Origin of the sequence: Amycolatopsis marina (genome assembly GCF_900111885.1) — a bacterium.
GTDB lineage: Bacteria > Actinomycetota > Actinomycetes > Mycobacteriales > Pseudonocardiaceae > Amycolatopsis > Amycolatopsis marina.
This window is the reverse complement of sequence record NZ_FOKG01000036.1, coordinates 1-22,475: the sequence shown is the minus strand read 5'-3', so window position 1 is coordinate 22,475 and position 22,475 is coordinate 1. Positions and strand designations below refer to the sequence as shown.

Below are 22,475 nucleotides of genomic sequence, written 5' to 3'. Positions count from 1 at the left end.
GCACGTTCGCCTCTGCGGGCCATCACAGGACCGCGCGTTCCGCGGCAAGAGCCGCGTACTCCGCGTAGGTCTTGTCTGATTCATTCCACTCGGCAATAGCTTGGGCCACAAGAACGTTGGTGTTCCGGACGTAACGCAAATACTTCATCGTCGACCCAGGATTCAGATGTCCGAGTAGCCGCTGCAAGATCAACTGCGGATTGCGGCAGATGTGGTCGGCCAGGTAAGCATTGTGCCCACCGTTGAGTCTGCGGTCCGTCTCCTGTGCAATCACCAACTGGGTGAGCTGCTCCAACATGTAAACCGAGAACGTGTGCCGTAGATCGTGGATTCTGAACCTGCGCGGCATCACCATATCGACACCGTTTTCAGCTGCAATCCGAAGAGATCTGGCGTGCGCATCATCGAAGATCTGTTCCCACCGTTGCTTACTGAGCATCCGGCCACCACGGCCGACGAACAACGCCATCGGCTCCAGACCGCAAGGCCCTTCGGTCACCGCGATTCTCCGCAGCTCCGCGGTCATCTTCTCGATCGAGAACGTCCGGCGTCTCCCATGCAGCCGCCCGCTGACCTTCATCTGCCGCTCGTCGATATCGGTGACGACGAACAGCTCGGCTCTGCGCCTGGTCAACGCCGGTGCCGCCCTGCGAATCGTGGCGGCCCGCTCGGTGCGCCGGTAAAGGTCGAGCTCTTTCATCACGGAATGCTGGATCGTCACATCGCGGGGCAGGCTGTACTTCGCGATCATCTCCAGCCGTACGTCGACCGGCAGGCAGTCACGACGCGGGAGTCCGACCTCGATGTCCAGTAGCGAGGTGAATTCCCTCAAGCGCATCCCTGTCGTCACCGCGAGCTCCGCTGCCGCCGCGTTCCTGAGCGGAGCCGAACCTCGGAACGACAGGTCGACCCGGTCTGCTGGAAGCATTCCCCGCAAGCCGACCTGCTTGAGGAATCGCCACTGCCGGTGGGTCAGATGGCGAATGTCCAGATCCGATACCGCACCCCAGGCCAGGACGTCCCGGCCGTTGCGCAGCCGGCGATAAGGCTTGCGGTCCAGCCACTGGGCCTCGACCGCCCACTCATAGAAGTTGTTGATCAGCGCTCGTCGGCGCTTCCAGGTCGCCGGCGCGTTCGGCTTGTCCTGTAGCTCGGTCCGCTCAGCGCGGTAGGCGATCAGGTTTTCCTCAGTCGCCGACAGGACGTCAGTCGACGGTTCCAGCTGAGCCAGGAAGTCGACGAGGTCGAGCAGGTCGTAGGTGTAATCGGACAACGTCTTAGGTTGGTGAGTCTTGGCCATTTCGAACATGAACGAACACAGTGGCTCGACCGGCCGCATATCCCGTCCGAGGAAGAACGGAGTCCCATCCTGCGGCGAACCCTTCCGCCGCAGGACAGTGAGACCGTCAACGCCAAGACCAGGCACGGGCTCAAAATATCGACGGACCTTGTCCCTCGACACGAAGAAGTGATCCATCGTTCGCCCCTCAGTGAGAGCTATACGGCTCCCAGAACCTAGCGGGCACGAATCAAAGGCGACAGAGCGGTACGAACGCCACGGAACGGTGAGACAGGCTCAAATACTTGCCATAACAGGCGGTACCCAGCCTCGCACCCGGTGCCGCACGAGCAGCACGTGGCGGTGCTCCGGGTCGGTGACCCAGACCTCGGCTGCGAGCGGCTCCAACGCGGTCGAACGTGCGTGTAGCCACGCCTGAGCGTCGTCGTACTCGGTCTCGGCAAGGCGAGCATCGACGGCCGCAGCGTCGATCGTCGCCTGGTCAGGCATCGCGTTCGATGCGCTCGAAGATGTCGATATCCGTCGCCTTCTGCCAGTCCGGCAAATCGTTCCAGTCCGCGACGTACGACGGCTTCGGCTCGGGGAAGTGCTTGAAGATCTGGCCGATCCAGCACAACGCCACAAAGCGGCCTTTCTGGTCTGGGGTCAGTTTGGTGGTGGCGCCGTCGGTGGCCTTGATGAAGGCGACGACCTGGTCGTACACGGCGGTCGCGGCGTCGCGTTCCCAGTCGGGGGTCTGGTCCCACGGGGTGATGTAGCCAGGCTTCGGCTCACCGGGGTAGTGCTTGGTGACTCCGGCGATCCACGCCTCGCGGAACACGCGGCCACGGTCGTTGTGCATTCGGTCGTCCTCCATCACGCGGCGCGGTTGCCGACGAGTTTGGTGATCTCGGCATCGAGTCGCTGGATTTGTTGGTCGTTGAGCAAGGAAGCAAGGTGTGGCTGAAGGACCCGCAGCTTCTGTGCGATGACCCCCGAGCGGGTCTGGCGGGCGGTAGTCAGGACGGTGTCGGCGTAGGTGACGACCTGGTCCGGGTCGCGACGGTGCACGCCGATCATCGCCAGGTCGGTCAGGACGCCTGCTTTCCGGCGGGCGGTCAAGGTGCCCTGCAGGGCGTCGACCAGAGCCGCTTCAGCTAGGTCGTGGCGGCCCAGCGTGACGTAGCAGGTTCCGCGTTCTTCAGCCAAGCGGGAGCCATCAAACCGGAGCCAGCCGCCGTTGTGCACCTGGCCCCGTAGGCGCTGGACCTCAGCAGCGGTGTCGAGGGCATGTTGGCAGGAGTCAAAGTCGCCGAGGCCGGCGAAGGTCTCGGCCTGCACCACGGCGACCCAGTGTCGGGTCGACAGGCTGGGGTCGCCTCGACGTGCGATGGTGGCGGCCACGTCGAGCATCGGCGCGGCATCCGCGAATCGGCGCTCGTACACGGCGACGAAAGCATGCCTGGTCAACGCGCAGGCCCACAGGTCGGAAGCGACGGCCTCCTTGCTCGCTGTTGCCGCAAGCGTGTAGCAGTGAGCGGCGTCGGTGTATCGGTTGCCGTCGAAGAAGATTTCCCCCGCCAACTGGAAGAGGTCGGCGGTCAGCTCGCAGAGCCGTTGTCGGATGGTCGGTGTCTGCGGTCGTCGCAAGGAGTCGCTGAGTACACCGAGTTGGGCTCGGACCAGCGGCAGCACCTGGGCCTTGGTCGGCGACAGTGCGTACACGCGCCACAGGTGGGAGTTGAGCTGGGCGAACTCCGCTGCTCCCGCCGTGTCCACCGTGCCCGCGTGAGCTGTGGCGGCGAGCCGGTCGACGTCGCCGAGTACTGTCTCGCCAGCAGGCAGCGCGAGCAACGCGCCGGTCATGCTGAACAAGCGCAGCAGGTCACGACGGTTCATGTCGTCGGCCTCCGCAGGGTCGGCTGGTTCAGTGGCAATGGTAGAAGCTTGCCGGTTCGGCGTGAGCAACGCATCCAACTGGTCGAGGCTCACATCGAGGGTCTTAGCCAAACACGGTCGACGGTACGGCTGCGGGGTCAGGGTGCCGCGTTCCCAGCGTCCGACCGTGGAGAACTCCACGCCCACCGCCGCGCCGAAGCTCTCCTGGGTGTAGCCCATCTGCTCACGCCGCGCGGCGAAGGCATCTCGTCGGTCACTCATGAACACCACCTCACCCCGTCGGTCACCTGCCACGATAGCCAGCTACGGGTCAAGGCTGATCACCCGCTCGGCGAGCTGTACCCGTTCGGACTACCGCCTCTGAAAAGGCGTTTATGCAGGTCAGAGGTGATGACGCCTCATTGCCGCCTCATCGACGCCGCGTCGGCGCTCTGGCTATCGTTGATCACCAGGGGTTTGACTGATATCGCTGCGGTCCGGGCGAGCTTCCGCTTCGGCGCAGCCCGAGTATCCGGAAGCGTCTTTCACCGGGACGTGCCGTCGAGGGGTGTGTGGTGGTAGGACTGCCCTCCACTTCGATGGAATTCCGCTCGCGGGTGTGCTGGCGGGAGCGCTCGGTACCTCGGTCGAGTTCCGGGCTGGTCCGCCTGGCGGGCGAAGTCACGGCCGACTCGCCGGGACTCGGAGCGTAAAACCCACGAAGGAGGATCTGTGACGGTTCAGATGGAGTGGTCGCCGACCACGGTGGCCACGCCCGCCGCGGAGGTCGAGATGGGCTCGGAGTTCGACCTCGACATCACGCTGGTCGAGGTGGTGGACCCGGCGCATCTGATCAACATGACGGATGACGGCTGCGGGACGACGTGCGAGAAGTCGACCTGCATCAGCGCCGCCTGATTGTCACGAGCGACCGGACGCCCGCCAGGGGCTTCTTGGGCGGGCGTCCGGTTTCCATCCGTCGCTTTGGAGAGGTGTCCCGTGTCCACGGCCTTGCCCGACCGCGTCGGCTTTCGAGCCGCGGGTGGCCTGTTGGTCCGGGCTGTTGCAGAGGGCGAGCTGAAACTTCCGCCGTGGCCGACGCTGACCGCGACCGGGGCCGACGCCGTCACCGCGTGGGTGGACTGGCTGCGCGAAGTGTGGGAGGTCGAAGCCGTCCGTGACGCCATCGGCCTGGCCAGCCCTGTCCTTGCTGACCGCGTCCACAACCTGTGTGGCGCTCAGGTTGCCAGCGAGCGCGAATCCCGGCGCGTGGTGCTGTCCGTTCTGCGGTACCTGGCACGGTTGACCGGCCGTCCGACTCCCAACGGCTTGTTCGCCGGGGTCACCGCCGCGCGGTTCGACGCGGATCCCTCTCAGCGTTGGGGTGATGATCATCGCGCGGACGCTGCGGCCGACGCCGGGTGGCTGGCCGAGGTCATCCGACGGTTGGAAGGTCAGGCCGAGATCCTGGAGCGCTTGGTCCTCGTCGCGAACTCCACGTTGATGGTGCGCGGTGAGCGGCTTGTGGTTCCGTACCAGCCGACCGTCAACCATCGAGGCACCGGCGCAGTCGAAGTCGAACTTCGCTACACCGGCCCGGTGCGCGCGGCCGTGCGAGCTGCGCGGACACCGATTCCTTTCGATGACATGCGCGAGCAGGTACAGGCCGAGTTCCCGAGCACCGCCGGGAGCACGGTGACCGGCTTGCTGGCCACGTTGGTCGCTCGTCGCGTGCTCGTCACCAACCTCCATGCGCCGAGCACGGAGCCCGACGCACTTGGCCACTTGGTGCGCGAGCTGGCCACGGTCGGCGAGGCTGCCACCGAGCGGTGCATGACGCTGAACGACATCCACGACATGTTGCGGCGACATCGGAACAGCCCAGCGGAAGCGCGGCGCAGGCTACGGACCGACGCCGCCGCGTCCATGAGCCGCCTGGCTCCGTCACGGCGGAGCCCAGTCACGGTCGACCTGCGGCTGGACCTGGACGTCGTGCTCCCCAGCGCAGTCGCCCGCGAAGCGGAACGTGCCGCGCTGGTCCTGGCGCGCCTGACCTCCCGCGCCAGCAGTACGGCAGCCTGGGCGGACTTCCACCGACGCTTCTACCAGCGGTTCGGCACCGGCGCACAGGTGCCACTGCTCGAGGTCATTGCCGACAGCGGGATCGGCTGGCCTGACGGCTACCCCGGCACCAGCGGAGTGGTCACACGACCCCAGCAGACGCCTCGGGACGAACGGCTGCTGGCGTTGGCCCAGGCCGCCGCGTTGGACGGTCAGCAAGAGGTCGTCCTCGGCGAGAGGTTGATCGCCGAGCTGGAGCTGGCGCCTGTGCACTCGATGCGGCTGCCCTCGCACCTCGAGTTGTGCGCCCGTGTCGACTCCCCGAGCCTGCAAGCCCTGAAGCAGGGCAACTTCCAGCTCGTCGTTACCTCAGTCTCGCGATCGGCCGGCGTCGTCAGCGGCCGTTTCCTGCACCTGTTCGACGAACACGACCGCCGAATGCTGATCACGCCGCTCGCCCCGCCCGCGTCTGACGGGGTAATCCAGGCCCAGTTGTCATTCCCGCCTCTGGACCCCGCCACCGCACACGTCGCCCGCAGCGCCCAGGTCCTGCCAACCATCGTCAGCCTCGCCGAACACCGCGACACCGCCGCGTCAACGGCGGTCCTCACGGCGGCGGACTTGGCGGTCAGTTGCGACAGCGACCGCCTGTATCTGACCGCACCCGCCCTCGGCGCGAGGGTCGAAGCGTGGGGCTTGCACGCACTCAACCTACGCAAACACACTCCGCCGCTGGCCCGCCTCCTGGTCGAACTGACCCGCGCACACTGCGCGGAGGTCACCGACTTCGACTGGGGCACGGCGGCCACGTTGCCGTTTCTTCCTCGGCTGCGCTTCGGCCGCATCGTGCTGTCCCCGGCCCGGTGGCGGTTGGCCGCAGCCGACCTTCCCGACCGGACCTCCAGCTGGGCGACCTGGGACAGCGCCCTGGCCGAGTGGCGCACCCGCCGCCGCCTCCCGCAGGCGGTGTTCCTGGTCGACGGGGACTGGCGGTTGCCGCTCGATCTCGTCGAGGACGCACACCGGGTCCTGCTGCGCGAGCACCTCGGTACCCACCCCCACGCGGTGCTGGAGGAAGGACCCGCTGAGGACGCCGCCGGATGGCTCGATGGCCGTGCTCACGACGTCGTCGTGCCCATGGCCAGCTGTCAGCCGCAGGCCACGACGCGGCCACCGCGCCCGACGCCCCAGCGGATCGTCCGGCCAGGTGAGCACGGGCTGTCGCCGGGTGGTTCCCCCATGCTGTTCGCCAAGCTCTACGGCGACCCGCAACGTCACAACACCGTGCTCGCCAAGCACCTGCCCGCACTGCTGGCGGAGTGGGGCGATGCCCAACCGCGGTGGTGGTTTCTGCGATTCCGCGAGGGCAACGAGCACTACCTGCGCTTGCGGATCAGTCTCCTCAGCACTGAGCCAGTGGTGTTCGGCGAGGCGGCCGGCCGGGTCAGCGCCTGGGCCGACCGGCTCCGCCGCCTCGGCCTGCTGCGCGACATCGCTTTCGCGACCTCCTACCCGGAGACCGGCCGCTGGGGCTCAGGTGCGGCACTATCAGCCGTCGAGGCGTTCTTCACGGCTGACTCCCGCGCCGTGCTCGCCGAGCTCGCCTGGCCCGCGCGACCGCACGACCATGCTCTGGCCGCGGCGAACTTCGCCGCCATCGCCGTCGCCTTCATGGGAGGGACCGAGGCCGGGATGCGGTGGCTGGTCGACCATGTCCCGGCCAAACCTCCTACCGTCGTGCCCCGGCCGGTGTTCACCGAGGCACAATGCCTCGCCGACCCCTCCGAGAATTTCCGCGCCTTGCGCAGCACGCCGGGTGCGGCTTCGGTCGTCGCGACATGGGCCGAGCGCGCCCAGACCGTAGCTGCCTACCGAGCGCACCTGTCCGGGGCTGAGGCCGAGGGCGTCGACCCGGACGCCGCCTTGGGCTCGTTGCTGCACACGCACTTCCTGCGGGCCTACGGCATCGAGCCCGACGACAAGGCGGTGTGCCTTTACCTGGCCCGGACCGCGGCCCTGACCTTCGCCGCCCGCACCGGAGGACCGCGATGAACGCCGACCTCGCCTCGGATGCCGCGGTCGAGTACGCGACGGGGATCGCCGATCGCCTCGCCCGGCCGGACGCCCCCCACCTGCCCACGGACGAGCCGTGGTGGCACCAATCCCTCGCCCACGGCGCTCCTGGTGTGGCACTGCTGCACATCGAGCTGGCAGCCGCCGGGATACGGCCGTTCGACCGCGCCCATGACTGGCTGACCGCCGTCACCAGCAAGCCGATCACCGCCGGAGCGAGCACCGGCTTGTTCTACGGCGCGCCGGCAGTCGCGCGCGCCCTCGCGGGAGCCGCCACAGTCCGTCCCGGCACGTACCAGTCCGCCCTCACGCCCTTGACCCGGCAGATCGCCGCCGACGCCCACAACCGCGTCGACAAGGCCCACGAGCGCATGGACGTCGTCGGGATGTTGCCGCAGATGGCCGAGTTCGACACGATTCGGGGCCTCGCTGGTCTCGGTGCCCATCTGCTGCACCACGACCCCGACGGCACCGCCCTGCCGGCCGTTCTGGGCGCCCTCGTGCGGCTCACCCAACCGGTGATGGTCGAAGGAGAGGCCCTGCCGGGGTGGTGGACCCTCACCGGTCCCACCGGCCACGAGGACGACGAGTTCCCCGGAGGCCACGGCAACTTCGGCGTAGCACACGGCATCGGCGGCCCGCTGGCACTGCTGGCCCAGGCCCTGCGCCGGGGCATCGCCGTGGACGGGCAGCGCCAGGCCGTCGCGACGATCTGCGCGTGGCTGGACTCCTGGCGCATAAGCACTCCGAGCGGGCACCGGTGGCCCTACATGGTCACCCGAGACGAGGCGCGTTCGACGCCGATGTACGTGCGGCACAGCGGGGCCAGCCGACGCCCGAGCTGGTGCTACGGAACAGCGGGCATCGCCCGCACCCTGCACCTCGCCGCCCTGGCCCTCGACGACGCCGATCGCCGCCAGATCGCCGAGGAAGCCGTGATCAGTGCGGTGACCGACCCGGAACAGGATGCGTTGATCAGCGACGCTTCGCTGTGCCACGGCTACGCCGGACTCGCCCGGATCACCGCTCATACCGCCATCGACACACCGGAGCCGGCCGCTTCCCGACTCCGCGCGCTGGCCACCGAGATGCTGCACCGCGCCTGCGCCCAGGCCGTTCCCGAAGGCCCCGGCTTCCTCGAAGGCGCTGCCGGGGTCGGCCTAGCTGCCCTCGCCGCTGAGATCGAGCCCGCGACAGGCTGGGGCACCGGCCTGCTCATCACCTGATCCGTCCGAACGCGATCCGTCCGACCGAGAGGAGATTCCGCGCTGATGCTGCCGGACAGCTGGCACCACTACCTGGTCGAGTTCGCCGACCCGACCACGGCCGAGCACACCGCCGCGACCCTGCTCGTACCCGCTCTCGACCAGGCCCAACAGGACGGCGAACTCGACACGTGGTGGCACCTGCGCAAGACACCCGCCTGGCGGCTGCGTTACCAACCGGTCAACCCCGAGACGAAAGCGGTCGACACGCTGCTGTCCGACCTGGAGGCCGATGGGCATCTCGCGCGCTGGACTCGCGGCATCTACGAACCCGAAACCCTTGCCTTCGGTGGACCCGCCGCGATGGACATCGCGCACTCGCTGTTTCACCACGACAGTCGCCACTGCCTCGCCCGTGCCACGAAACCCGCTGCCTTGGGTCAGAGAGAGACCACCGTCCTGCTGTTCAGCTCGATGCTGCGCGCCGCCGGGCTGGACTGGTTCGAGCAGGGCGACGTCTGGGACAAGGTGGCTGCGCTCCGGCCCACCGCCCAACCCCACTCCAACAACTCTCCGCACACCGAGCGGTTGAGCCAAGCCGTGCGCCGACTGATGACCACCAACACGCACAAGGTCGCCGACGTCGCCCCCGACGTGGTTCCCGAGACCTGGTGGACAGCGTTCGACACGGCCGGCCGCCAACTCGCCGAACTCGCTCGCGCCGGACACCTCGAGCGGGGCCTGCGCGCCGTCCTGGCGCACCACTTCATCTTCCACGCCAACCGCGCCGGTCTCTCCGGCACCGACCAGGCCACCCTCGCCGCGCTGGCCGTCGACACCGTTTTTTACAGCACGCCTACCCGGCAGGCACCAGCCGGGACCACCTCCAACACCGTTAGGGTTCCCGCAATGACAACCACCGTCAGTGACGCTTCCACCGGCTCCGCCGACGAGCTGCGTACCAAGCTCGCCGACCGCCTCGTCAAGGACGGCACCGTCCGCACCGACGCTGTGGAGGCCGCGTTCCGGCAGGTGCCCCGACACCTGTTCCTGCCCGACGTCCCCCTGGTCGAGGCGTACGCCGACGAGCCCGTCTACACCAAACACGAGGGCGACGGCACCCGAATCAGCGCCGCGTCCCAGCCCAAGATCGTCGCCATGATGCTCGAACAGCTCGGCATCCAGCCCGGCGAACGGCTGCTCGAACTCGGCGCGGCCACCGGCTACAACGCCGCCCTGATGGCCACCCTCACCGGCGCCGACGGGCATGTCACCACGATCGACATCGACGAGGACCTCGTCGCCGGAGCACGCGAGCACCTGGCCGCAGCCAGCATCGACAACGTCGAGGCGGTCGCCGCCGACGGCGCACTCGGCCACCCAGAAACTGCGCCTTTCGACCGCGTCATCGCTACCGTCGGTGCCCACGAGGTCCCGGCTGCCTGGCTCGACCAGCTCACACCCGGCGGACGTCTGGTAGCTCCGGTGCGCCTGCGTGGTTGTGCCTCTCGCAGCATCGTCTTCGAACGCGACCAGGACGGCTGGCGCAGCCTGGGCAGCGAGATGGCGATCTTCATGCCGCTGCGTGGCCTTGGCGACGACGCTCGCCGCGTTCTGGACCTCACCGGCACCGGGGAGGTGACGCTGCAAATCCATAAGGACAACAACCACGCCACCGACCCGGACACCCTGACCGGCGTCTTCGACAGCCCTGCCTGCGAAGTGTGGACCGGCGTGCACTTCGTCCCGATGGAATCCTTCGAATGGCTGGATCTCTGGCTGGCTTGCCACCTGCCCAACCCGCTGATGCGCATGGAGGTCGCTCCCGCTGCGAAGGAAAGCGGCCTTGTGCGGCCGATGTTCCCCTCGGTGGCGATGGCCACCACCGCCGCCGACGGCAGCCTCGCCTACCTCACCATCCGCGCCGCGGACCCCGATCCGGACGGCGGCCGACGCTACGAGGTCGGCGTCATCGGCCACGGCCCCAACGCGCAGGAACTCGCCGAGCAGGTCTCGGTCGAGATCTCGACTTGGGACCAGGGCTTCCGCGCCAGCACCGTCCGATTCGCCATTCCCGACACCGCGCCCCAGCCGGACACCAACCCCGGCTTCGTGGTCCTGGACCGCCCCACCAAGCCCATGACCGTCACCTGGGAGTGACGCCCGTGGACCCCGCCGGCCAGTTCGCCCGCCGCTTCCCCCTCGTTGCCCGAACCCGCCCGGCCTGCCTCCCGCTGGCCCGGCGGGTGGCCGAGCTGTGCGACCGAGCACGCCAAGTCGAGCACAGCGGCGAGCTCGCCGAAGCCGCCGCCGTGCACAACAACGCGGCGCTCATCGCCTCCGACTGCGGCCTGCCCGAACTGGCCCGGCGGTGGTGCCACCAGCAGGTGAACATCTACCTGCGCGCCCGCCCCTTGGGCGCGCAGGTAGCCCGCCTCGCTCTCGAACCGATCACCAACCTCGCCCGCCTCTACATCCGCGAGGGTCAGGGCGAGCGCGCCTTCGCGCTGATCGACACCCTGTTCACCGCGGTCTCCGCCCGAACTGACGCCATCGTCGACGGCATCGAGATCCCGGCCGACCTCACCGACTCCGCCGAGACGCACCAGCACATCCGCAGCTGGCTGTGGGCAGTCCTGCTGGCCACCGGTGGCCGCGCTCTGGCCGCAGCCGGCCGCTGGGCGGAGGCACGCGCCCGGCTCGACGCGTACAAGGGCGTCGGGCGACGGATGCTTGACGGTCGCCAGATCGCGGTCATCGCCCACGCCGTATCCGGGGACACCGACAGCGCCCTCACCCTCTTGGCCGACACAACACCAGGAGACCCTTGGGAGAACGCCGTGACCGCCTGCCTGACCATCCAGTGCCACGGCGCCTCGGGCGTCGCCGATCTGCCCACGCTCCTGAACCAGTACCACCGACTCGACACCTCCGCGCCCGGCTTGGCGGTCTTCCACACACGGCTCGGGTTGTCCTTCATCGACGCCATCGGCACCGTTGACGATCCACCCGTGCACCAGATCGCCGTTGATCTGATCGACTACGCCGCCGCGACACGAGACGGATACGTCGCTCGCGATGTACTCGCCCACAATGGTTGCCGCGAGCTGCTCACCGACTCCCAAGCGCGCGAGTTGTCCGATTCGGTCGAAGCGTGCGCGCTCGGCAGCGGCACGCTCCCGGCCACACTGCTGGCAGACCTCACGACAGCACTAGCCTGCGCCGAAGAGGCCATGGCACGCAGCGTGAAGACGATGTCCTGCAACGTCAACGCTCCAGCGAACCCGTAGGGCGGGTCCTAGTGAAGCCGTTGCACCACAACGGGTTTGCTTCCTCGGCCCGAGAAACAGCCCGTGTCGATCACTAACGATGCCCGCCAACCCGACGATCGTTGATACGAAGGAACGATGCACACCACCACTACTTCGCCGGAAGCGCTACGTGCGGCAATGGTCGAGAGGATCCAGAAGGCCGGGCACGCAAAGCACAGCGACGTCGAGCGGGTTTTGCGCGACACACCGCGGCACGAGTTCGTGCCGGACGCCGACCTGGCGGTCGCTTACGACCCGTGGCAGGCGGTGGTCACCCACCGGTTCGAGGACGGCCGGTCGTTGTCCTGCGCGTCGGCACCTTGGCTAGTAGCCGCGATGCTCGACCAACTCGACGTCCAGCCGGGCAACCGCATCCTGGAGATCGGAGTGGGGACCGGTTACAACGCCAGCCTGCTCGCCCAGTTGACCGGCCGCGCGGACCTGGTGACCACCATCGACGTCGACCCGGACGTGACCGCGAAAGCCTCACAAGCGCTGGCCGCCGCCGGCTACGGCGACGTGCACGTGATCACTGGCGACGGCGGGCTCGGCTACCCCGACCACGCCCCGTACGACCGCATGATCGCCACGGTCTCACCGTGGGACATCCCCGCCCAGTGGTGGAAGCAGCTCGCACCTGGAGAACGGCTGGTCGCCCCGTTGCGGTTCCCTGTCAAGTCAGCTTGTTGAGCTTCTCACGGCCAGGCTGGCGGTGAGTCGATGGCTCTGGTGTTGTTGGAATCTGACACCGCATTGGCTTTCGCGCTGGTAGGCCAGGACTACGGGAGCTATGCCGACCGAATGTCTCGTGACTGCGGTTGTCGTCATGTCCGGTCTGGCCGCTGCGCACGTGATGCGCGGACGCGTCGACGGTGACGAATGGTGAGGAGGGTTAGTCCTGCCAGGAGGCTGAGTGCGATCGTGGCGGCCAGCGGCGTGGTGATCGTGGACTGGTTGGTGGCTGGTGGCGCTGTCGGCGGTACTGAGTGGGGGGTGGTGGCTGGTGTGGTGGCAGTGTTTTCGGGGGTCGTGGTGACGCCGGGGGTGATGGTGAAGCTGTGTGATCCGCTGGCCTGGTGGCCGTCGAGGTCGATGACCTGCCAGGTGACGCGGTAGGTGCCCGGCTGGGTGAGTGTGTGCAGTGGCTGGGAGATCATGTCGTGCTTGACGATGGCGTTGTCGCGGGCGACGTCGTGGCCGTTGGGGCCGGTGACCCGGATGCTGAACGTGTTGATCAGTCGGTCGAAGGTCAGGTACACCCAGTCGACCGGTTCGGTGAGGACGGCATTCGCTGGTGGGGTGGCTTCTTCCAGCAAGGGCACCGCTGATGAGGGGGTCGCTGTCGCGGGGTGATCGGTGCCGAGCAGGCTTGCACAGAGCAGGGCGGCCAGGATGCCGAGGGTGGCGCGGCGGATGTTCCCTGCGGTCATGCGGGTTCGCGGCCGAGCATCTGGGCGCGGTGGTAGTACTCGTAGAGGCCGTCGAAGATGGGTTTGGTGATGGTGAGGGTGTGCTGGTCGTCGCCGATCATGGATAGGCCGCGGAGGATGGCGTCGAGGCCGGGGGCTTCGGGGGCGTCGTAGCGTTCGTCGTCGAGGTCGGCTTCGTGGATGATTTCGGCGATGCGCCAGAGCACGGGGTCGGTGAGGTCGTGGCGGCGCAGGATGGTTTCGAAGCTGCAGTCGTCGCCGTGGTGGCCGAGGTCGACGCCGCGCATGTCGAACGGGGTGGCGTCTGGGGGGGACGTCGGCGGGGTCGGTGACGAACACGAAGGCGGCGTCCGGGTCGATGCAGCGGCGGATGAGCCAGGCGCAGGCGGCGCGGTCGATGTGGATGTGTTCGCGGGTGGCCCACTTCATGCGGTCTCCTCGGTGTGGTGGTCGGGGTGCAGGGCGTCCACAGCGGCCTGCGCGGTGTCGCGTTCGGGTGGGGGGAAGTAGTCGCGGCGGTGGATACGCCGCAGCTCGGCGCGCAGGGTGCGCAGGGCGCGTCGTCGCTCGGCCTCGCCGAGTGAGCGCGCTTGTTCGGCTTCGGTGAGCACGGCGCGGTACTCGGCGGCGCGGGCGGCGGCCATGGTCTGTGCCAGGCGGCGTTCCTGTGCCAGGCTGGTTGGTTGGGCCAGCCACACGCCGGCGGTGCCGCCGGCGGCGAGGATCTCGTCGGCGATCCAGTCGAGGTGTTCGCGGGTGCGGGCGTCGGCGGGCAGCGCGACCAGCCCGTCGCCGAGTTGGGCGACGCCGAGGCGTTTGAGTTTGCGCCAGACCGTGATCCGCGGGGTGGACGGCTCGCGGGGCATGCGGTAGGACAGCAACACCCACTGCCCTGCCCGCTGCCCTGCCTGCCGCGGCGCTGCCGATCCCGTCGATGGTCGCTCGTGCGCTGGATCGGTGGAGTTGCTCACTGATGTGTTCGGTCTCCGACGACGACGCGGCCGATCCAGTACAGGCCCGCGAGTCCGATCAGCACGAACACGATGTCGTCGAGCGGATCGGCGATGGGTTCCAGTGCCCGATCCAGCACGTTGATGTCGGTGACGAACGCCGCCCAGGCGAACGCGCCGATCAGCAGTAGCACGAAAGCGATCCAGTCCAAAACGGTGCGTGGCCGCATCCTGCGCTCCTTCCCGTTGTCATGCTCGTTGTCATGGTGCTTGTCCGGCCCCGCCGATCGTCACGACGGGGCCGGAAACGCTGTCGGCGTGAGTGGTATCAGCCTGGGGGTTGCAGGTTGGTGGCGTCCAGCGCGGGGCGGAGGGCTTTGGCGAGGGTGACGCCGTCGTCGACGGCCCAGAAGTGCATGTAGAACAGGCGGGGTTGCTCGGTGAGGCTGTGGTTGTGCACTTCGACCAGGTCGATCCCGCCTGTACGCAGCGCCTGGATCACCTTCTGGACCTCGGGTGCGGTCATCACGAAGTCACCGTTGATCGCGGCCCGCCCGCCGCCGAGTGGCTGGAAGTTGATCGCGGTGGTCACCCCGAACGTGGGCGGAAGGACATGCCCGTCGTCGGTGATGGTCTCCTTGCGGGCGATGCTGAACTTGTAGATGCCGCCGTCGGCGGTGCCCTTGCGGCCCAGGGCCTGGTCGATGCCGGCGGTGTCCAGGTCGATCGGCGGCTGCTGACCTGGTGGCGCCGGGGCTGGGATGGCGGTGGCGTCCAGTGCGGCTTGCACGCCTTGGGCGAGCGCTGCGGGGTCGTCGCTCATGGCGTGGATGTGGGTCCACCACACCGGCGGTGTTTGCTGCAGCAGGTGTTTGTGCAGCGCGGTCTGCGCGATGCCGTGGGCTTGGAGTGCGTCGGTGACCTTGGGCAGTTCGGCCTCGGTGACCACCAGGTCGCCCATGAGCATGACGCCGTCGCGGTACTTCGCGAAGGCGGCGTAGCCGCCCAGCGACAGCCCTGGTTTGATCTCGACGCCGCCGGAGGTGACCTGCAGGTCGGTGCGGGGCAGGCCGATGCGGTAGACGGTGTTGTTGTCGCCGAACTTCCCGGTGCGGCCCAGGGTGTCGGTGACCGGCTTCCAGTCCGCCTCGGTGGTGGGGATCGGCTGGTGGCGCCGATGCTCGGCGTCGGCAGCGGTGTCGCTGGCGGGGGTGGTGTCGGTGCCACAGCCGGCGAGCGGGACCAGCAGCAGCGCGGCCAGCGGCAACACCACGCGGGCCGCGCGGGCGGGGGTGAACGGCATGTCCTTGCCCTCCTCGAACTCGATCGTGGTCGGTGTAGATCGTGGTCGGTGGTACGCGGTCAGCCCTCGTCACCGTCGGCGTCGTGGTCCTGGCCGGGAGCCTCGGTGCCCACGACGTGGAAGGTGCTGTCGAGGTGGACCTCGACGGTGGAGCCGTCGGGCTTGGTGACGGTGACGCCGTAGGCGGCGGCACCCTCGTCGGTCTCGGTCTCGACAGCGCCGGCCTTCCCGCCGGCCACCGTCTGCACGGCCGCGGCTCGTGCCTGGTCGGCCGCGGGGCCGCTGACCTCGTCGCCGTCGCCGGACATCGCGGAGGCCAGGCCCACGCCCCCACCAGTGAGGACGAGCACTCCGGCGGCGATCCCGATCCCGATCTTCGTCTTGCGGTTCATGCCTTCTCCATTCTCCACGCTCCTGTAACCGTGGTTGCATGAGGTGGTTGCATGGGTATGGGTAGTCGGTGGAGATGAAGCCGTGATGAAGACACGACGGCGGTCACCCGGATGTGGTGGCACCGTGCCCGTGAAGGGGCGCCTGTGCAGGGTGCTCGGGGGTGGCGCCTGAAGAGAGGTGATGGATGGTGCGGGTACTGGTGGTGGAGGACGAGCCGAAGATGGCGGGCCTGCTGCGCCGTGGCCTGGTCGAGGAGGGCTACGCCGTGGATGTCGCCGCGGACGGGGCCGACGGGTTCGGGGCGGCGGTCAGCCGCGACTACGACGCGGTGGTGCTGGACGTGATGCTGCCCCGGCTGTCGGGGTTTGAGGTGTGCCGGCGACTGCGCCGCCAGCAGGTGTGGGTGCCGGTGCTGATGCTCACTGCCCGTGACGCGGTGACCGATCGGATCAGCGGCCTGGACGGCGGCGCGGACGACTATCTGACCAAGCCGTTTCACCTGGCGGAGCTGTTTGCTCGGTTGCGGGCGTTGACCCGCCGCGGCCCGGTCGCCCGCCCCACCGTGCTGGCGGCGAGGGATCTGCGGATCGACCCGGCCAGCCGGCGGTGCTGGCGCGGCGAGACCGAGATCGCGGTGACGGCCAAGGAGTACGCGCTGCTGGAGATGTTTCTGCGCCAGCCCGGCGTGGTGCTCACCCGCGAGCTGCTGCTGGAGCACTGCTGGGACTTCGCCTACGAGTCGCGCTCCAACGTCGTCGAGGTGCACATCCGCGCGCTGCGGGACAAGATCGACCGGCCGTTCGCGGTGGTCTCGCTGGAGACCGTGCGCGGCGCCGGGTACCGGCTCCGCCCGGATGGCGGGCGACCACGGGTCGAGGTGGGGGCGCGATGATCCGGCGGTGGCCGATCCGGATCCGGCTCACCGCCGCGTTCACGGTGATGATGGCGCTGGTGCTGTGTGGGGTCGGGATCGTGACCGTGACGCACACCCGCGAATCGCTCGACGCCTCGATCAGCGAATCGTTGGAGCACCGGCTGCGCGACCTCCAACCGATCGCCACCACCGCCGCACCAGTGCTGTCCAGCGGCGGCCGGGACACCGGCGAGCAGGTCCTCGACGACGCAGGCCAGATCATCGCCAGCTCCCCGGACGTGGCCGACCAGCCCCTGCTGACTCCAGCGGAGCTGGCGACCGCGCGGCGCGGCGAGCTCGTGGTCGATCACGCCACCGCCGGACAGCTGGACGGGCCGGTGCGTATCGCCGCCGCCCCCACCGGTGCGGACGGCCGGATCGCCGTGGCCGCGGTGACCCTCGCCGACCGCGACGCCGCGGTGGCCGACCTACGCCAAGAACTGGCGGTCGGCCTGCCGCTGGCGCTGCTCGCCGCCGCGGTCGGGGCCTACCTGCTGGCCGCCGCCGCACTGCGCCCGGTGGAACGGATGCGCGCCCGCGCCGCCACCATCACCGCCGCACACCCCACGCAGCGTCTACCCGTGCCGTCGGCTCGCGACGAAATCTCCCGGCTGGGCACCACGTTCAACGATCTGCTCGACCGCCTGCACGCCGCTGTCGAGCGGGAACGGCAGTTCGTCGCCGACGCCAGCCACGAGCTCCGCACCCCGCTCAGCCTGCTGACCACCGAACTCGAACTCGCGGCGCGCCGACCCCGCACCACACGGGAACTGACCGCCGCGCTGGGCTCGGCATTGGAGGAAACCGAACGACTGTCCCGCCTGGCCCAGGACCTCCTCCTGCTCGCCCGCACCGACCAGGCCGGTCCGCCGGCCCGGCCCGGCGAGCCCACCCTGGTGCGGCCCGTGCTGGAGTCAGTGATCGCCCGCTACCGCAGCACCCTCGACGAGCACCAAGTGCTCCTGGACTGCGCACCGGAGCTCACGGTGCGCGCCGATCCCGGCGATCTCGACCGGGCGGTGAGCAACCTGATCGACAACGCCGTCCGGCACGGGCAGCCACCCGTCATCATCACGGCCAGCCCGCCCGACACCGAGCTTGGGGTGAGCATCCGGGTGCGTGACCACGGCTCCGGCATCGCCCCCGAGTTCCTGCCGCACGCGTTCGACCGCTTCACCCGCGCCGACGACGCCCGCACCGGCGGCGGCACCGGACTGGGCCTGGCCCTGGTCGCCGCGCTGGCCCGCCGCAACGGCGGTGCCGCGACTGCCGCCAACCATCCCGACGGCGGCACCACCGTCATCCTCACCCTCCCCGCCGCCAACCGTCCCGACGCCACCGTTCCGGACGCCCCGGCCGCCGCAACCGGATGAGCACCGTGCCCGGTTTTCTGCTGGACCGGGTCACGGTGACCCGCGGCCCAACCCGACTGCTCGACGGAGTCTGCGCCCGTCTCCCGGCCGGAGCGTGCACGGCGGTGGTCGGTCCCAGCGGCGCCGGCAAGTCCACCCTGCTGCGCCTGCTCAACCGGCTGGAGGACCCCAGCACCGGCCAGATCCTGCTCAACGGCACCCCGCTCACCGAGCTCGATGTGCTGGCACTGCGGCGCCGGGTCGGCCTGGTCGCGCAACAGCCCGGTGCTGCTCACCACCACCACCAACGCTCCGCGCTGCTGCCCGCGATCGACTCCACCAAGGTCGTCGGCCTGATCAGCCTGCCCGGCGCTATGACCGGACTCATCCTCGCCGGCGTCGACCCGCTCACCGCCATCCGCTACCAGATCTGGTCATGTACATGCTGCTCGCCGCCACCGCCCTCGCCGCACTCACCACCGCCCGACTCGCCGAACACGCCCTGTTCGACCACGCCCACCGCCTCATCTCACTCCCCGAACCCCACTAACCGAGCACACCCACCGCCGCACTTACGTGGAATGCGAGCAGGTCACGGCCGTAGGTGTGCGGCGGTGAGTGACACTCCCCACAGCCAATTGCAACCGTGGTTACATAGCACGGTGGAGAAGAACGAGGAACGACACCCACCATCGTCGGAGCCTGCGAGCCTGGACGTGATCCCACTGCGTACCGCGACCTGGGCGTGGTTTCTGATCTCGCTGCAGACCTTCGGCGGCCCCGCCGGCCAGATCGCCGTCATGCAACGCACCCTGGTCGAGGAGAAACGCTGGATCGGCCACCAACGCTTCCTGCACGCACTGAACTACTGCATGCTGCTACCCGGCCCGGAGGCCCAACAACTGGCGATCTATGTGGGATGGCTGCTCAACGGCCGCCGCGGCGGGATCATCGCCGGCACCCTATTCGTCCTGCCCGGCATGCTCGCCCTGCTCGCCCTATCGGCCATCTACGTCGCGTTCGGCGACACCACTCTGGTGACCGCGATCTTCGCCGGGCTCGCCCCCGCCGTGGTCGCGATCGTCGCTCAAGCCGTCGCCCGTGTCGGCAAACGCGCCCTGCACCACCCGGCGCTCGTGGCGATCGCCGCCGCCGGGTTCATCGCGCTGGCGGTGTTCGCGGTCCCATTCCCGATCGTCATCGCCGCCGCAGCGGCCATCGGCTGGGCACTTGGCCGGTTCGCGCCCAGCACGATCAAACCCCCGCCCACCAACGGCGCCGCCGACGGACCAGCACCGTTGATCGCCGATGACACCTTGCACCACGAACCGCCCTCGGCGCGGCGCGGCCTGACCGTGCTCGGTGTCGGTCTGCTGCTCTGGGCCGCCCCGATCGCCGCCGTGGCGGTGTTCACCGGCGTGGGCAGCACGCTCACCACGCAGGGGCTGTTCTTCTCCGGCACCGCCGTGGTCACCTTCGGCGGCGCCTACGCCGTGCTCGCTTTCGTCGCCCAGCGCGCGGTCGAGGTCTACGGCTGGCTCTCCGCCCAAGACATGGTGCGCGGACTCGCGCTCGCCGAGTCCACCCCCGGCCCGCTGATCATGGTCGTGCAGTTCGTGGCCTTCCTCGGCGCCTACCACCACCCCGGTGGCCTCGACCCATGGGTGGCCGGGGTGCTCGGGGCGCTGCTGACCACCTGGGTCACCTTCGTGCCCTGCTTCCTGTTCATCCTGCTCGGCGCCCCCTACGTCGAACGCCTCCGCCACAACCGCGCCATCTCCACCGCGCTGACCGGCATCACCGCCGCTGTCGTCGGAGTGATCGCCAACCTCGCCCTCTACTTCGCCCTCCACACCCTCTTCACCACCAGCGAGGCCCACCGATTCGGCCCGCTACAGCTGAACCTGCCCGAACTTGCCAGCTTCCGTTCCGTGCCCGCCGCGATCACCGCGATCGCCTTCGTCCTGGTGTTCGCGCTCCGCTGGCCGATGCTGCGCACCCTGGCCGTCTGCGCCGGCCTCGGCGCCACCGCCGCACTGCTCGGGCTTCCCCTCACCTGAATCGAGCCCACATGCCCATCGATCGTCGAAGCGCCCGCAGCGTACGGGTCTACGACGGCCGGACCAGCTGTTGTCACGTCGCAAGCCGCGCCGGCCGTGGCTTGCGTTTCAGTGCGTCACCTATCCCGTCGTGGTTGGGCGTCGGGGCCGGAGCGGTACAACGGCCGGCTCGTCCTGCGTGTTGGCCTCACGAAGCTGCTGGTTTTCCAGTGTGAGCACGTTGATGGCGCGAACCAGCGAGGACACGTCCTCGCGGAACTGCTCAAGCTCGGTGTTCTTGTTGGCGATCGTGTTCTTGAGCCGGACGATGGTCTGGCGCAGCCGGTCTTCAACCTCGGAGGGGCCGCCGTTCTCGCGGACCCGCGTGTAGAACTCGGCCCTGAGATCGGTGTGACGTTGGGTGAGCGCGTTGCGGGGAACACCGGCCTCCTGGGCGAGAGCGACGATCGTCAGGGCACCATTGGAGTTCTCCGCTTTACCGCCAAGGATGCGGTCCATTGCGGCGCGGATCCGGTCGCGTTCGTCGGGTGAGGGGCTCATTCGGCGGGGTTCTCCGCCATCATGCGGGTCCGGTCGTGCGTGGCCGCGTAGTCGCGGAGCCTTCTGGCGTTGGCCCGCAGGCGTTCGGCGACGGGATGCGGTGCGAGGGCGGCGCGCTTGTCCAGGGCGTCGGCTCGGCGGCGGAGCTGGATGGCGTGTTGGTCGGTGCGGACGATGTTGCCGCAACCGGGGACGCAGCGGTCCAGGCTGGGGGTGTCCTTGACACCATCCTTGACACCGTCGCGGTGACCCTTGCGATGGCACAGTGCCTGTTCGCGTTTGTAGTGGCAGAGCAGGAGGGCGTGCGGGTTGTCGTAGATGATGGCGTCCTCGTTGGTCAGCAGGCGCCGGGCGGTGCGGGCGGTGATTACGGTGCCGACGAAGCGCGGTGCCGTCGCGGCGGCCGTGATGGCGCGTCGGGCGGCGGGACCGGAGACCCCACCACCGCTGTCCAGATCGTCGTGCAGATCGGCGACGGTGTCGGCGACCGCGCGGACGGTCTCCATGTCCAGCAGTTCGTGGATGCCGCCGCGTCCGCGCGAGGCGTAGGCGCCGGAGACGGCGGTGCGCAGGTGGCCGTACTGGATGGCCAGGGCGACCAGGCCGTTCGGGCGGCGAGCGACGTGCCAGGCCAGCGACCGGCGGAACCGGGCGGTGCCGATCTTGCCGTGCGGGTCGGCGGGAATCGCCTCGCCCGGCAGGTGATGGGTGAGGGCCTCGGTGTTCGCCCAGGCCACGAAGTCCTCGATCCGGTGCCGGATGGCCGCAGGTTTCAGCGACCCGGTGCCGGGCCGGTGGTAGCGCAGATCATGGGCACGGCCGTCGAACAGCAGGCTTCCGTCGGGGACCATGCGTTCCAGGACACGGATCGCGTTGACCACGGGCGTGATCGCGACCCAGGGCACATCGCGTTCCACGCCGCTGGACTGGTGGTTGCCGTCCGCGTCCCTGGACCCGGCGTTCGACGAGCGCAACTACGGCTGTCGCAGCTTCCGCGACTTCCTGGCCCGCGTGGCGCACCGAGTCACCGTGGTGGGCGCCTCGGGGGGCGACATCACCTTGGCGCTCACAAGCCCCTGACCTGGTAGACCAGCCCGACCAGCTCTGAACCCGCGCCGACTAAGACGCCGATCCGTCAGGGCGCGAGGTCGTCGAGGCCGAATTGCTGTGCTGTGGAACAGGAGAACACCGATCTGGCGGCGTTTCGCACCCTGGCGCTGTCGCGGCTGGCCGCCCAGCACCAGGAGATCGCCCGGCTTCGGGCCGCCGCGACCGGCCCCGAGCAATCTCCGTGAGCTGTTCGCCGCTCGTCGGGCGCAGCACGAGTCGTGACCGTCTCCATAGTGTCCGACTGCCTACCGGCCACCCACGCTTAGTACTGCAACGGCAGTTAAGGAAGTGGGTAGCCGCGGCGTTTGTAGTGGCTGAGGCGGGCTTGGTGTTGTCGTCGGCGGCGGAAGCGTGACCAGGACCAGATGTGTTCGGCGGCGTCGGCGACACGCAGGACCAGCTTGGTGAGCAGGCGCCGGATCTCCGGTAGTGTAAAGCTGATCATGTCTGGTTCGGCGATACCGATTCCCCTTTTATGGCAAGGGATTTGGCGACGGCGAGCCAGGCGTGGGCGAGCATCGACAGGGTGATGTGGGCGTACCACGCCCGCCAGGACCGGACCTGGTAGTGATCCAGTCCGGCTTCGTTCTTGGCCTGCTGGAAACACTCTTCGATCC

23 protein-coding genes and 2 pseudogenes are annotated in these 22,475 nt (G+C 68.8%); 11 read left to right on the top strand and 14 right to left on the bottom strand.

Features of this window, described 5'->3' with window-relative positions; all coding sequences use genetic code 11:
- Positions 1–22 precede the first annotated feature (22 nt).
- The 4 genes from BM199_RS31650 to BM199_RS31635 form a co-directional block, all read right to left on the bottom strand.
- Positions 23–1,477, bottom strand: a complete 1,455-nt coding sequence (locus tag BM199_RS31650; protein ID WP_091679564.1) for a tyrosine-type recombinase/integrase — start codon at positions 1,475–1,477, stop codon at positions 23–25.
- A 99-nt stretch (positions 1,478–1,576) separates the two neighbouring features.
- Positions 1,577–1,789, bottom strand: a complete 213-nt coding sequence (locus tag BM199_RS31645) for a hypothetical protein (RefSeq protein ID WP_199542942.1) — start codon at positions 1,787–1,789, stop codon at positions 1,577–1,579.
- Positions 1,782–2,141: a hypothetical protein gene (locus BM199_RS31640; RefSeq protein WP_073575400.1), complete on the bottom strand. Its 360-nt coding sequence runs from the start codon at positions 2,139–2,141 to the stop codon at positions 1,782–1,784. The genes BM199_RS31645 and BM199_RS31640 overlap by 8 nt, the downstream gene beginning before the upstream one ends.
- A 14-nt stretch (positions 2,142–2,155) precedes the next feature.
- Positions 2,156–3,439, bottom strand: a complete 1,284-nt coding sequence (locus tag BM199_RS31635) for a helix-turn-helix domain-containing protein (RefSeq protein WP_091679590.1) — start codon at positions 3,437–3,439, stop codon at positions 2,156–2,158.
- A gap of 450 nt (positions 3,440–3,889) precedes the next feature.
- On the opposite strand from BM199_RS31635, the gene BM199_RS31630 reads away from it, so the two are divergent.
- The 6 genes from BM199_RS31630 (at position 3,890) to BM199_RS31605 (ending at position 12,497) form a co-directional block, all read left to right on the top strand.
- Positions 3,890–4,075, top strand: coding sequence for an FxLD family lanthipeptide (locus tag BM199_RS31630; RefSeq protein ID WP_009151814.1), 186 nt, complete (start codon positions 3,890–3,892; stop codon positions 4,073–4,075).
- A gap of 81 nt (positions 4,076–4,156) precedes the next feature.
- On the top strand, positions 4,157–7,270 hold the full coding sequence (locus BM199_RS31625) for a lantibiotic dehydratase (RefSeq protein ID WP_177242877.1): 3,114 nt from the start codon (positions 4,157–4,159) through the stop codon (positions 7,268–7,270).
- Entirely contained in the window at positions 7,267–8,517 is a 1,251-nt protein-coding gene (locus BM199_RS31620; protein ID WP_091679561.1) for a lanthionine synthetase C family protein, read from the top strand. Before BM199_RS31625 ends, BM199_RS31620 begins: the two co-directional genes overlap by 4 nt.
- A 45-nt stretch (positions 8,518–8,562) precedes the next feature.
- Positions 8,563–10,656 carry a methyltransferase, FxLD system gene (fxlM, locus tag BM199_RS31615; protein WP_091679559.1) on the top strand — a complete coding sequence of 698 codons (2,094 nt, stop codon included), beginning with the start codon at positions 8,563–8,565 and terminating at the stop codon, positions 10,654–10,656.
- Between the two features lie 5 nt (positions 10,657–10,661).
- On the top strand, positions 10,662–11,786 hold the full coding sequence (locus BM199_RS31610; RefSeq protein WP_075849513.1) for a hypothetical protein: 1,125 nt from the start codon (positions 10,662–10,664) through the stop codon (positions 11,784–11,786).
- A 117-nt stretch (positions 11,787–11,903) separates the two neighbouring features.
- Positions 11,904–12,497: a methyltransferase domain-containing protein gene (locus BM199_RS31605; RefSeq protein ID WP_083666522.1), complete on the top strand. Its 594-nt coding sequence runs from the start codon at positions 11,904–11,906 to the stop codon at positions 12,495–12,497.
- A gap of 134 nt (positions 12,498–12,631) precedes the next feature.
- Here BM199_RS31605 and BM199_RS31600 read toward each other — a convergent pair whose 3' ends face one another.
- The 6 genes and pseudogenes from BM199_RS31600 to BM199_RS31575 all read right to left on the bottom strand — a co-directional run bounded on the left by BM199_RS31600 (position 12,632) and on the right by BM199_RS31575 (position 15,882).
- Positions 12,632–13,237 carry a copper resistance CopC family protein gene (locus tag BM199_RS31600; protein WP_075849313.1) on the bottom strand — a complete coding sequence of 202 codons (606 nt, stop codon included), beginning with the start codon at positions 13,235–13,237 and terminating at the stop codon, positions 12,632–12,634.
- Positions 13,234–13,666 (bottom strand): annotated as a pseudogene (locus BM199_RS31595) (chromate resistance protein ChrB domain-containing protein). Before BM199_RS31595 ends, BM199_RS31600 begins: the two are co-directional and overlap by 4 nt.
- Complete coding sequence (locus BM199_RS31590; protein ID WP_245788976.1) at positions 13,663–14,208, bottom strand: Chromate resistance protein ChrB; 546 nt, start codon at positions 14,206–14,208, stop codon at positions 13,663–13,665. Before BM199_RS31590 ends, BM199_RS31595 begins: the two are co-directional and overlap by 4 nt.
- The gene (locus BM199_RS31585; RefSeq protein ID WP_091679556.1) at positions 14,205–14,417 is read right to left on the bottom strand and encodes a DUF378 domain-containing protein; all 213 of its coding nucleotides are present in this window, start codon (positions 14,415–14,417) and stop codon (positions 14,205–14,207) included. Before BM199_RS31585 ends, BM199_RS31590 begins: the two co-directional genes overlap by 4 nt.
- Positions 14,418–14,515: 98 nt before the next feature.
- Positions 14,516–15,490, bottom strand: coding sequence for a DUF1259 domain-containing protein (locus BM199_RS31580; RefSeq protein WP_083666521.1), 975 nt, complete (start codon positions 15,488–15,490; stop codon positions 14,516–14,518).
- Positions 15,491–15,549: 59 nt separating this feature from the next.
- Positions 15,550–15,882, bottom strand: a complete 333-nt coding sequence (locus tag BM199_RS31575) for a PepSY domain-containing protein (protein ID WP_091679554.1) — start codon at positions 15,880–15,882, stop codon at positions 15,550–15,552.
- A 188-nt stretch (positions 15,883–16,070) separates the two neighbouring features.
- On the opposite strand from BM199_RS31575, the gene BM199_RS31570 reads away from it, so the two are divergent.
- The 3 genes from BM199_RS31570 to BM199_RS31560 are packed head-to-tail and all read left to right on the top strand — an operon-like array spanning position 16,071 to position 20,208.
- Positions 16,071–16,775 (top strand): response regulator transcription factor, encoded by a 705-nt coding sequence (locus BM199_RS31570; protein ID WP_199542961.1) that lies wholly within the window; start codon positions 16,071–16,073, stop codon positions 16,773–16,775.
- Positions 16,772–18,169 carry a sensor histidine kinase gene (locus BM199_RS31565; protein WP_091679549.1) on the top strand — a complete coding sequence of 466 codons (1,398 nt, stop codon included), beginning with the start codon at positions 16,772–16,774 and terminating at the stop codon, positions 18,167–18,169. The genes BM199_RS31570 and BM199_RS31565 overlap by 4 nt, the downstream gene beginning before the upstream one ends.
- The gene (locus tag BM199_RS31560) at positions 18,166–20,208 is read left to right on the top strand and encodes an ABC transporter permease (RefSeq protein WP_091679546.1); all 2,043 of its coding nucleotides are present in this window, start codon (positions 18,166–18,168) and stop codon (positions 20,206–20,208) included. Before BM199_RS31565 ends, BM199_RS31560 begins: the two co-directional genes overlap by 4 nt.
- A gap of 120 nt (positions 20,209–20,328) precedes the next feature.
- Here the strand turns inward: BM199_RS31560 and BM199_RS31555 are convergent, their stop codons facing one another.
- Positions 20,329–20,748, bottom strand: a complete 420-nt coding sequence (locus BM199_RS31555) for a hypothetical protein (RefSeq protein ID WP_177242876.1) — start codon at positions 20,746–20,748, stop codon at positions 20,329–20,331.
- Positions 20,745–21,599: a hypothetical protein gene (locus tag BM199_RS34090; protein ID WP_113642913.1), complete on the bottom strand. Its 855-nt coding sequence runs from the start codon at positions 21,597–21,599 to the stop codon at positions 20,745–20,747. The genes BM199_RS31555 and BM199_RS34090 overlap by 4 nt, the downstream gene beginning before the upstream one ends.
- Between BM199_RS34090 and BM199_RS31545 the strand changes: the two genes are divergently transcribed.
- Positions 21,598–21,828, top strand: a complete 231-nt coding sequence (locus BM199_RS31545) for an OST-HTH/LOTUS domain-containing protein (protein ID WP_113642914.1) — start codon at positions 21,598–21,600, stop codon at positions 21,826–21,828. The genes BM199_RS34090 and BM199_RS31545 overlap by 2 nt on opposite strands.
- 92 nt (positions 21,829–21,920) lie before the next feature.
- Positions 21,921–22,043, top strand: coding sequence for a hypothetical protein (locus BM199_RS35060; protein WP_255565718.1), 123 nt, complete (start codon positions 21,921–21,923; stop codon positions 22,041–22,043).
- Positions 22,044–22,138: 95 nt separating this feature from the next.
- On the opposite strand, the gene BM199_RS34085 is transcribed toward BM199_RS35060, so the two are convergent.
- The gene (locus BM199_RS34085) at positions 22,139–22,303 is read right to left on the bottom strand and encodes a hypothetical protein (protein ID WP_177242661.1); all 165 of its coding nucleotides are present in this window, start codon (positions 22,301–22,303) and stop codon (positions 22,139–22,141) included.
- Positions 22,300–22,475: pseudogene (locus tag BM199_RS33600) on the bottom strand (IS701 family transposase); the annotation flags it as partial. The pseudogene BM199_RS33600 and the gene BM199_RS34085, both read right to left, overlap by 4 nt.

Bases quoted from the DNA above. Each gene is read 5' to 3' on its own strand.
- BM199_RS31650 (WP_091679564.1), bottom strand. From the start codon at position 1,477: ATGGATCACTTCTTCGTGTCGAGGGACAAGGTCCGTCGATATTTTGAG.
- BM199_RS31645 (WP_199542942.1), bottom strand. From the start codon at position 1,789: ATGCCTGACCAGGCGACGATCGACGCTGCGGCCGTCGATGCTCGCCTT.
- BM199_RS31640 (WP_073575400.1), bottom strand. From the start codon at position 2,141: ATGCACAACGACCGTGGCCGCGTGTTCCGCGAGGCGTGGATCGCCGGA.
- BM199_RS31635 (WP_091679590.1), bottom strand. From the start codon at position 3,439: ATGAGTGACCGACGAGATGCCTTCGCCGCGCGGCGTGAGCAGATGGGC.
- BM199_RS31620 (WP_091679561.1), top strand. From the start codon at position 7,267: ATGAACGCCGACCTCGCCTCGGATGCCGCGGTCGAGTACGCGACGGGG.
- fxlM (WP_091679559.1), top strand. From the start codon at position 8,563: ATGCTGCCGGACAGCTGGCACCACTACCTGGTCGAGTTCGCCGACCCG.
- BM199_RS31605 (WP_083666522.1), top strand. From the start codon at position 11,904: ATGCACACCACCACTACTTCGCCGGAAGCGCTACGTGCGGCAATGGTC.
- BM199_RS31600 (WP_075849313.1), bottom strand. From the start codon at position 13,237: ATGACCGCAGGGAACATCCGCCGCGCCACCCTCGGCATCCTGGCCGCC.
- BM199_RS31585 (WP_091679556.1), bottom strand. From the start codon at position 14,417: ATGCGGCCACGCACCGTTTTGGACTGGATCGCTTTCGTGCTACTGCTG.
- BM199_RS31580 (WP_083666521.1), bottom strand. From the start codon at position 15,490: ATGCCGTTCACCCCCGCCCGCGCGGCCCGCGTGGTGTTGCCGCTGGCC.
- BM199_RS31575 (WP_091679554.1), bottom strand. From the start codon at position 15,882: ATGAACCGCAAGACGAAGATCGGGATCGGGATCGCCGCCGGAGTGCTC.
- BM199_RS31565 (WP_091679549.1), top strand. From the start codon at position 16,772: ATGATCCGGCGGTGGCCGATCCGGATCCGGCTCACCGCCGCGTTCACG.
- BM199_RS31560 (WP_091679546.1), top strand. From the start codon at position 18,166: ATGAGCACCGTGCCCGGTTTTCTGCTGGACCGGGTCACGGTGACCCGC.
- BM199_RS31555 (WP_177242876.1), bottom strand. From the start codon at position 20,748: ATGAGCCCCTCACCCGACGAACGCGACCGGATCCGCGCCGCAATGGAC.
- BM199_RS31545 (WP_113642914.1), top strand. From the start codon at position 21,598: ATGCGTTCCAGGACACGGATCGCGTTGACCACGGGCGTGATCGCGACC.
- BM199_RS34090 (WP_113642913.1), bottom strand. From the start codon at position 21,599: ATGGTCCCCGACGGAAGCCTGCTGTTCGACGGCCGTGCCCATGATCTG.
- BM199_RS34085 (WP_177242661.1), bottom strand. From the start codon at position 22,303: ATGATCAGCTTTACACTACCGGAGATCCGGCGCCTGCTCACCAAGCTG.